Annotated in this window: 11 protein-coding genes; 7 read left to right on the top strand and 4 right to left on the bottom strand. The window is 62.2% G+C overall.

Features of this window, described 5'->3' with window-relative positions:
- The first annotated feature begins 43 nt into the window (after nt 1–43).
- Together ABY403_RS10605 and ABY403_RS10600 are read left to right on the top strand one after the other, a co-directional pair.
- Nucleotides 44–217, top strand: a complete 174-nt coding sequence (locus ABY403_RS10605) for a hypothetical protein (RefSeq protein ID WP_372840775.1) — start codon at nt 44–46, stop codon at nt 215–217.
- Between the two features lie 210 nt (nt 218–427).
- Nucleotides 428–1,237 (top strand): Hint domain-containing protein, encoded by an 810-nt coding sequence (locus ABY403_RS10600; protein ID WP_372840773.1) that lies wholly within the window; start codon nt 428–430, stop codon nt 1,235–1,237.
- Between the two features lie 40 nt (nt 1,238–1,277).
- Here ABY403_RS10600 and ABY403_RS10595 read toward each other — a convergent pair whose 3' ends face one another.
- On the bottom strand, nt 1,278–1,778 hold the full coding sequence (locus ABY403_RS10595; RefSeq protein WP_372840772.1) for an Lrp/AsnC family transcriptional regulator: 501 nt from the start codon (nt 1,776–1,778) through the stop codon (nt 1,278–1,280).
- 162 nt (nt 1,779–1,940) lie between these two features.
- On the opposite strand from ABY403_RS10595, the gene trxB reads away from it, so the two are divergent.
- Nucleotides 1,941–2,882 (top strand): thioredoxin-disulfide reductase, encoded by a 942-nt coding sequence (gene trxB / locus ABY403_RS10590; RefSeq protein WP_372840771.1) that lies wholly within the window; start codon nt 1,941–1,943, stop codon nt 2,880–2,882.
- Nucleotides 2,883–3,077: 195 nt separating this feature from the next.
- Complete coding sequence (locus ABY403_RS10585; RefSeq protein ID WP_372840770.1) at nt 3,078–4,784, top strand: bifunctional sulfate adenylyltransferase/adenylylsulfate kinase; 1,707 nt, start codon at nt 3,078–3,080, stop codon at nt 4,782–4,784.
- Nucleotides 4,785–4,966: 182 nt separating this feature from the next.
- Here ABY403_RS10585 and ABY403_RS10580 read toward each other — a convergent pair whose 3' ends face one another.
- Entirely contained in the window at nt 4,967–5,194 is a 228-nt protein-coding gene (locus tag ABY403_RS10580) for a DUF1150 family protein (protein ID WP_372840769.1), read from the bottom strand.
- 11 nt (nt 5,195–5,205) lie between these two features.
- The gene (locus ABY403_RS10575; protein ID WP_372840768.1) at nt 5,206–5,619 is read right to left on the bottom strand and encodes an Hsp20 family protein; all 414 of its coding nucleotides are present in this window, start codon (nt 5,617–5,619) and stop codon (nt 5,206–5,208) included.
- Nucleotides 5,620–5,831: 212 nt separating this feature from the next.
- Between ABY403_RS10575 and ABY403_RS10570 the strand changes: the two genes are divergently transcribed.
- The 3 genes from ABY403_RS10570 (at nt 5,832) to ABY403_RS10560 (ending at nt 7,673) form a co-directional block, all read left to right on the top strand.
- A complete protein-coding gene (locus tag ABY403_RS10570) occupies nt 5,832–6,050 on the top strand; it encodes a YdcH family protein (RefSeq protein ID WP_372840767.1) in 219 nt (72 codons plus the stop codon).
- A gap of 71 nt (nt 6,051–6,121) precedes the next feature.
- A complete protein-coding gene (gene purE / locus ABY403_RS10565) occupies nt 6,122–6,607 on the top strand; it encodes a 5-(carboxyamino)imidazole ribonucleotide mutase (protein ID WP_372840766.1) in 486 nt (161 codons plus the stop codon).
- Entirely contained in the window at nt 6,600–7,673 is a 1,074-nt protein-coding gene (locus tag ABY403_RS10560; protein WP_372840765.1) for a 5-(carboxyamino)imidazole ribonucleotide synthase, read from the top strand. Before purE ends, ABY403_RS10560 begins: the two co-directional genes overlap by 8 nt.
- Nucleotides 7,674–7,682: 9 nt before the next feature.
- Here ABY403_RS10560 and ABY403_RS10555 read toward each other — a convergent pair.
- Nucleotides 7,683–8,189 (bottom strand): crotonase/enoyl-CoA hydratase family protein (locus tag ABY403_RS10555; RefSeq protein WP_372840764.1); only part of this gene is annotated, 507 nt, incomplete at its 5' end.

Here is an 8,189-nt window from a genome sequence, read left to right as displayed (position 1 = left end):
CGAGGCGGCAAGACCCTGAAGCAATGCAAGACAGGAGTAGAATATGACACCGAAAAAACCGCGCCGCTGGCTGCAATCGGCAATTGCCGAGGCCGCGAAATGTAACGTGGCCATGCCGTGGCAGCGCGGCACGGTGCGCAGCGGCACGATTGCACGGCGCGAAGAGGCCGCAAGCACAAACGTTCTGCCGCCGCGGGCACTGCTGCGCCGCGCCTGAGTGAGCAAAACGGCGAACAGCCGCTGCAAGTAAGCTGCGGTAATCGCCAAGATGGTGCCGAAGCAATCCTGTGCCCATGGGTCAGATTGGCCCGGTACCTCGCCCCGAAGCGACCTCGCGTTCGACGGGTGTCGATCCGAAGCCGCACTCTGCCAGACGCCTGCATTCGGTGGGGGCCATTGCAGGCGGGATTAGCCCGAAAGGCCGACCATGTCTTATCGCCTCCTGCCCACTGACGAGACTCCACGCCGAGCCAAGCGCCACGGGGCGCATTTCTCTGCGGCCCGCCAGCTGCGTGCGCCGTCGCCAGACGAGGCTCCGCAACGTGCGCGCGCGCTGACGCGGCGGTATGAGGCCACTTGGCTGACCGACAGCGGCGAAGTGCAAAGTTCGACCCGCATCGCACCGGCCACCGCTTTGTTTGAAGAGGCTTTTTCGGCCATGGCGCGCGGCACGTTGATTACCACCGATGCCGGGCCCGTGGCGGTCGAAGACCTCGTACCGGGGATGCGCGCCATCACCGGCGAAGGGCGCGCCGAAACCATCACCTGGATCGGGTCTTTGACCCTATACCCCGATCCGCAAGGGCGCGGAATTGCCGAAAGCATGTTGACGCGCATCACCGCCGAAGCCTTCGGGGCCAGCCGCCCGATGCCTGACCTTGTGCTTGGGCCACGCGCACGGCTGCTGCTGCGCGATGCGCGATGCCGTGCAATCTCGGGCAGCGATACGGTTTATGTGCCCGCACGCGCCTTTATCGATGGCGTGAGCGTGATCGAGCTTCGCACGGTAACGCCTGTCGTCGCCTATCATGTGGTGTTGAAACAGCACGCAAGCCTGCGTGTGATGGGGATGGAAGTGGAAAGCTACCACCCCGGCACCGGCATCGAGGCGATGGTCGAGCCGCGCTTGCTGGCGCTATTTGCGGCCTGCTTTCCCCACATCCAGCAGCTATCCGATTTTGGCCCCGAGGCGCATCCGCGCATGACGCGATTCGAGTTGGAGCACCTGCTGGAATAGCCGCGCAGGGCGCGCGGCCTATCTGGCCGCTGGCCGCCCCTCAGGGGTGGCGGGCCAGCCGCGCTTCGAGCACGTCGAACGGCACGCCCGGCTCGTCTTTGGCGCAGCGTATGACCAGCGAGGTTTTCACCGACGCCACATTGGCCGCAGCGGTCAGTTCTTCGGTTAAAAACCGCTGAAAGCTCGACAGATCGGGGGCCACGCATTTCAGGATGAAGTCGATCTCGCCGTTAAGCATGTGACATTCACGCACCAACGGCCAATCGCGGCAGCGCGCCTCAAAGGCCGAAAGATCGGATTCGGCTTGGCTGTGCAGCCGCACCATGGCGAACACGCCCACCTCAAAGCCCAATTCGCGCGGGTTCACGTCGGCATGATAGCCGCGAACGAAGCCCGCCTCTTCCAGTGTGCGCACCCGCCGCAGGCAAGGCGGCGCAGAAATGCCCACCCGCTTGGCAAGCTCCACATTGGTCATGCGCCCGTCAGCCTGCAACTCGGCCAGGATCTTGCGGTCGATTTCGTCAAGCCGGGAGCCGGACATCATATCCTCCAAAGATTTCGCGGAAAGTATCGTCGCACCGAAGTTTGCGCAATATTATTTCGCAATTTGTGGCGCAAGGGCAATCGTTAGCGGTTTCTTGCACGGGGGTTCAATTCGACATACCCGGCGTATATACGCGAAAAAGCAGATATGGAGACGATCATGGGCGATACACGGCATGTCAGAGTTTTGATCATTGGCTCGGGGCCTGCGGGCTATACGGCAGCTGTGTATGCGGCACGTGCGATGCTGTCGCCAGTGCTGGTGCAGGGGATGCAACCCGGCGGGCAACTGACCATCACGACCGATGTTGAAAACTGGCCGGGCGAAACCGCGATCATGGGGCCCGAACTGATGCAGAAGATGGAGGCGCACGCGACGGCCATGGGTGCTGAAGTCGTTTCTGACCTGATCACCTCGCTAGATCTGCAAAAGCGCCCCTTCACGGCGCAAAGCGATTCGGGCACCGTTTATACCGCCGATGCGGTGATCCTTGCGACCGGCGCGCAGGCCCGCTGGCTGGGGTTGCCGTCGGAAGAAAAGTTCAAAGGCTTCGGCGCTTCGGCCTGTGCCACCTGCGACGGCTTTTTCTACCGCGGTAAGGAAGTGGTGGTGACCGGCGGCGGCAACTCGGCGGTCGAAGAGGCGCTTTACCTCACCAATTTCGCAACCAAGGTCACCCTGATCCACCGCCGCGACAGTCTGCGCGCCGAAAAGATCATGCAGGACCGGCTGTTCAAGAACCCCAAGATCGAAGTGCTCTGGAACCATACCGTCGAAGAAGTGCTAGGCGATGAAAACCCGCTCGGGGTAACCGGGGTGCGTGTGCGCGATGTCAAAACAGGCGCCGAAAAGGTCGTGCCCTGTGCCGGGTTCTTTGTTGCCATCGGCCACTCACCCGCTTCGGAATTGGTCAAGGACCAGCTTGAAATGCACCACGGCGGCTATGTGAAGGTCGAACCGGGCACCACGCACACGTCGATTGCGGGCGTGTTTGCAGCGGGCGATCTAACCGACCCTGTCTATCGGCAGGCCGTCACCAGCGCCGGAATGGGCTGCATGGCCGCACTCGATGCGGAACGGTTTTTGTCGGAACAAGACTGATCTGGGCAGCGCACCGTTGCTGCTGCTTGTTCCACGGGGCGGCAGAAAGGGCGATGTTTCGTTCCGATCTTGGCATTTAGTGCATTGATTGCTTGATTTTCGCCATAGTCGCGCGCTAAGCCGCGCGCGAGCATGGCGGCGATTGCGCCGTTGAACACCAAGACCAAATCAGGTCCAGCAAGCGAGCCCTTTAAAATGTCTTTTACCAATTTTGCCCCGATCCCGGAGCTGTATGTTTCGCATGAATCCTCTTTGAAGCTGAAGACCGAAGCGGGAAACCTGCCGTCTTGGGATTTGACGCAGCGCCAAACCTGTGACCTAGAGCTTTTGATGAACGGCGGTTTCAACCCGCTCAAAGGGTTCATGAGCGAGGCTGATTATGATGGCGTGGTCAAGTCGATGCGGCTTGCCGATGGCACGCTCTGGCCAATGCCGATCACGCTTGATGTCAGCCAAGCCTTTGCCGACAAGATCGAACCGGGGCAGGATATTGCGCTGCGCGATCAGGAGGGTGTGATCCTTGCGATCCTTTCGGTGACCGACAAATGGGTGCCGAACAAATCGCAAGAAGCCTTGGGCGTGTTTGGCGCAGACGATCTGGCGCACCCGGCGGTGAACTACCTGCACAACGTCGCAGGCCCGGTCTATCTTGGTGGGCCGATCACCGGCATCCAGCAACCGGTGCATTACGATTTCAAGGGCCGCCGCGATACGCCGAACGAATTGCGCGCCTTTTTCCGCAAGATGGGCTGGCGCCGCGTCGTGGCGTTTCAGACCCGCAACCCCTTGCACCGCGCACATCAGGAACTGACCTTCCGCGCCGCGCGCGAAGCGCAGGCCAACTTGCTTATTCACCCCGTCGTCGGCATGACCAAGCCGGGCGATGTGGACCACTTTACCCGCGTACGCTGCTACGAGGCGGTGCTTGACCAATACCCCGCATCCACGACCACGATGAGCCTGCTGAACCTTGCAATGCGCATGGGCGGGCCGCGCGAGGCGGTCTGGCACGGGCTGATCCGCAAGAACCACGGCTGCACGCATTTCATCGTCGGGCGCGATCATGCAGGCCCCGGCAAGAACTCGGCGGGCAAGGATTTCTACGGGCCCTATGACGCGCAGGAGCTTTTCAAGAAGCACGAGGCCGAGATCGGCCTTGAGATGGTTGATTTCAAGCACATGGTCTATGTGCAGGAAAAGGCGCAATATTACCCCTCCAACGAAATCCCAGAAGGCTCGACCGTGCTGGATATCTCCGGCACCGAGTTGCGTCGGCGTCTGCGCGAAGGGATCGAAATCCCCGAATGGTTCTCGTTCCCGCAGGTGGTGACGGAACTGCGCCGCACCTCGCCCGCGCGCAACAAGCAAGGGTTCACGGTCTTTTTCACCGGGCTTTCGGGCTCGGGCAAATCGACTATCGCCAACGCGCTGATGGTAAAGTTGATGGAAATGGGTGGCCGCCCGGTCACGCTGCTGGATGGCGACGTGGTGCGTAAAAACCTCAGCTCGGAGCTGGGGTTTTCTAAAGAGCATCGCGATCTGAACATCCGTCGCATCGGCTATGTCGCGTCTGAAATCACCAAGAATGGCGGCATCGCGATTTGCGCGCCAATCGCACCCTATACGGCTACCCGCCGCGCAGTGCGCGAGGATATCGAGGCGTTCGGCGCATTTGTCGAAGTGCATGTGGCAACGTCGATCGAAGAATGCGAGCGGCGCGACCGCAAGGGGCTCTACAAGCTGGCCCGCGAAGGCAAGATCAAAGAGTTTACCGGCATTTCAGACCCCTATGAGGCACCGACCAACGCTGAACTGGTCGTCGATACCGAAAACGTAGACGTCGATCACTGCGCGCATCAGGTGATCTTGAAGCTCGAGTCGATGGGCCTGATCCGCGGCTGACGCATTTGCCGAAAATACCATGCAATCGCCGCCCCTGATCCGGGCGGCGATTTGCGTTTCTTTCACTGGTTTATCGTGATGCTTGCCCTGCTGCGCATTCGAGGGCTGCATGATGAAACTGAAGCACGGCTGGGCGGGGTCACCGCTTCGACACGACCGCAGATTTCCAGCCGCAATCCAGCCTAGTGCACATGCACCGGGGTGCGGTCGTTCTGCCGCGCCAGCGCAAATGCCATTTGGCAATCGGCCACCAAAGCCAACCGCTCACCATCGGCACCGTGCACGGCGTAAAGCGTGCGAAGATCGCCGGCTTGCGCGCGAATCTCGTCCGGCAGGTCAGCAACCGCAACCGCGCGCACATAGACGATGCGATCGTCGGTCTCTGCGCCAAAATCGTATTTCGTGTTCATGGCGGCCCCCTTTAGCTGCGAGTGATCGGGATCGAACGCACTACCGGGTCTGGCAGAGCGCGGCGCAAATCTATGTGCAGCAATCCGTTTTCCAGTTTGGCTGCTGCGACCTCGACACCATCGGCCAGCACGAAACTGCGCTGAAACGCGCGCGCGGCAATGCCGCGGTGCAAGAAAACACGCGCACCATCATCATCGCCCTGCCGCCCGCGGATAACCAGTTGGCGGTCTTCCAGCGAGATCGCAAGATCGGTCTCGGCAAAGCCAGCTACCGCCAGCGTGATGCGGAAGGTATCGGGCGAGGATTGTTCAATATTATACGGTGGATATCCGTCTCCGCCAGTCTTGGCGGTACGTTCCACCAACCGCTCCAGCTGATCGAACCCCAGCAGGAACGGGTGCGCGGCAAAGCTCAGTTTCGTCATCGGGCAGGCCCTTTTGATAAGCGACATGCAGAGGGCGGGCCCCTTGCGGCGACCCGTTTCATAGATATGGGCACGGCAGGCCCACCTCGCAAGGTTGCGCGATGCAGGCGCGATTGCAAGGTTCACGCACAGCGGCCGCAGCGCTATAGTCTGCTGCGCCCGATCAGCGACTCGGGCGGATCGGTTCAAACCTCGAATGGCAGGCAAATCCGATGAACCCACCGAACGAAATGAACTCTGACGAGGTCTTGCGGGTAAAGCTCGAGGTGCTTCGACGAGAGCACCGCGATCTTGACGATGCAATCGACGCCCTAGGCAACACGATAAGCGCCGACCAGCTGACTCTGCGGCGGCTGAAAAAACAAAAGCTTTCCCTGAAAGACAAGATCGCACGGCTGGAAGACCAGTTGACCCCCGACATCATCGCCTGACCTGCCCGCTTGGCTTGCGCGGAGCGAAGGCCGGGCTATAGTGCGCCGCGGCAGGCAGGCGGGGGGCAGTGATGGGCGTTGCAGTGGGAATCATCATGGGCAGCCAGTCAGACTGGCCAACCATGCGCGAGGCAGCGACGCTGCTTGAAGAACTGGGGGTGCCCTACGAGGCGCGGATCGTATCGGCGCACCGCACACCTGATCGGCTGTGGGATTATGGCAAGGGCGTGGTCGGGCGCGGGCTGAAGGTAATCATCGCTGGGGCCGGGGGTGCGGCGCATCTGCCGGGCATGGTGGCCTCGAAAACCCGATTGCCAGTGATTGGGGTGCCGGTGCAAAGCAAGGCTTTGTCAGGCGTCGATAGCCTGTATTCGATCGTGCAGATGCCGCGCGGTTTTCCGGTGGCAACCATGGCGATCGGTGCGCCGGGGGCTGCCAACGCGGCGTTGATGGCAGCGGCAATATTGGCGCTGTCGGACCCCGCTTTGGCGGCGCGCCTTGATGCATGGCGCGCGGCACTTTCGGCGGCAGTGCCAGAGGAACCTTCGGATGACTGACATGCTCGCACCGGGTGGGTGCATCGGTATCCTCGGCGGCGGGCAGCTTGGCCGGATGCTTGCTGTTGCCGCCTCGCGCCTAGGGCTGCGCGCGCATATCTTCGAGCCGGGCGAAAACCCGCCCGCGGGGCAGGTTGCGTGGCGAGTCACCAAAGCGGGCTATGACGATGCGGCGGCGCTGCGGGCCTTTGCGGCCTCTGTCGATGTCATCACCTTCGAGTTTGAGAACATCCCGACCTCGGCGCTCGACATTCTGGAAAGCCTGCGCCCGATCCGCCCGGGCCGACGCGCGCTGGCGATCAGCCAAGACCGGGTCGCGGAAAAGACTTTTCTCAACGGCATCGGTCTGGCGACCGCGCCTTGGGCGGCAGTGACGGATGCGGCCAGCCTGAACGCCGCGCTGGCGCAGATCGGGGTGCCAGCGGTGCTCAAAACCAATCGGCTGGGATATGATGGCAAGGGGCAGGCCCGGATCAACACGCCCGCCGATGCCGCACCCGCGCTGGCGGCGATGGCGGGTGCCGACGCCGTGCTGGAGGGCTTTGTTCGCTTTTCCCGCGAGGTTTCGGTCATCGCCGCACGCGGTGTTTCGGGCGAGGTCGCGGCCTTTGACCCTGGCGAAAACGTGCACCGGGGCGGTATTTTGCACACCACCACCGTGCCCGCCCGCCTTTCCCCCGCCGAGCGGTCGGACGCCGTGCTGATCGCCGCGCGCATCCTCAATGCGCTCGACTATGTAGGGGTGCTTGGGGTCGAACTTTTCGTCACGCCCGAGGGGCTTCTGGTCAACGAAATAGCGCCAAGGGTGCATAATTCGGGGCACTGGACGCAAGCGGGCTGCGCGGTCGATCAATTTGAGCAGCACATTCGCGCAGTCGCAGGCTGGCCCTTGGGCGATGGCAGCCGCTACGCGGATGTCGAGATGACCAACCTGATCGGTGACGACATGGCGCAACTGCCCGTGATCGCGCGTGAGGCAGGAGCCTCGATTCACCTCTACGGCAAGGCCGAGGCCCGGCCCGGCCGCAAGATGGGCCATGTGAACCGGGCCATCAAGCGCGGCTGAGGCTCGCCCCTATTCGGGCCGCACCCGCGGTGCCGTGCCCTTGGCAAAGGCATCAAGCCGCGCGCGCGCCGCAGGCTGGGTGTTGACCACGCCCGCCAAGACAGACTCGGCATAGGCTGCATCAAGGCCCGACATGTTCTGCATGTGGCTGATGCCCGAGCAGATGGCAAAGTTGGAAAGCGGGGTATTGGCGGCAATCGCCTTGGCCAGCGCAAAGGCCTTCTCGTCGCTCGACCCTTCGACGAGATACTGGCATAGCCCGATCTGCACCGCCTCGGCACCTTTGTAGATGCGGCCCGTCAGCATCATGTCGATCATCCGCGCCTTGCCCACCAGATCGGCCACGCGGATCGTCGCGCCGCCGCCGGTGAACAACCCACGGCTACCCTCGGGCAGCGCGAAATAGGTAGAGGCGTCGGCCACCCGAATATGCGCCGCCGAGGCCAACTCTAGCCCGCCGCCCACCACCGCCCCCTTCAGCGCCGCAATGATCGGCACGCCGCCGTATTCCATCTT

It is taken from the genome of Phaeovulum sp. (assembly GCF_041596715.1).
Taxonomy (GTDB): Bacteria; Pseudomonadota; Alphaproteobacteria; order Rhodobacterales; family Rhodobacteraceae; genus UBA6213.
The sequence above is the reverse complement of the archived record's forward strand: the minus strand, read 5'-3'. Positions and strand labels throughout refer to the sequence as shown.

Coding starts and splice junctions, on each gene's coding strand:
- ABY403_RS10595 (WP_372840772.1), bottom strand. CDS start 1,778: ATGTCCGGCTCCCGGCTTGACGAAATCGACCGCAAGATCCTGGCCGAG.
- ABY403_RS10600 (WP_372840773.1), top strand. CDS start 428: ATGTCTTATCGCCTCCTGCCCACTGACGAGACTCCACGCCGAGCCAAG.
- ABY403_RS10605 (WP_372840775.1), top strand. CDS start 44: ATGACACCGAAAAAACCGCGCCGCTGGCTGCAATCGGCAATTGCCGAG.
- trxB (WP_372840771.1), top strand. CDS start 1,941: ATGGGCGATACACGGCATGTCAGAGTTTTGATCATTGGCTCGGGGCCT.
- purE (WP_372840766.1), top strand. CDS start 6,122: ATGGGCGTTGCAGTGGGAATCATCATGGGCAGCCAGTCAGACTGGCCA.
- ABY403_RS10570 (WP_372840767.1), top strand. CDS start 5,832: ATGAACCCACCGAACGAAATGAACTCTGACGAGGTCTTGCGGGTAAAG.
- ABY403_RS10560 (WP_372840765.1), top strand. CDS start 6,600: ATGACTGACATGCTCGCACCGGGTGGGTGCATCGGTATCCTCGGCGGC.
- ABY403_RS10575 (WP_372840768.1), bottom strand. CDS start 5,619: ATGACGAAACTGAGCTTTGCCGCGCACCCGTTCCTGCTGGGGTTCGAT.
- ABY403_RS10585 (WP_372840770.1), top strand. CDS start 3,078: ATGTCTTTTACCAATTTTGCCCCGATCCCGGAGCTGTATGTTTCGCAT.
- ABY403_RS10580 (WP_372840769.1), bottom strand. CDS start 5,194: ATGAACACGAAATACGATTTTGGCGCAGAGACCGACGATCGCATCGTC.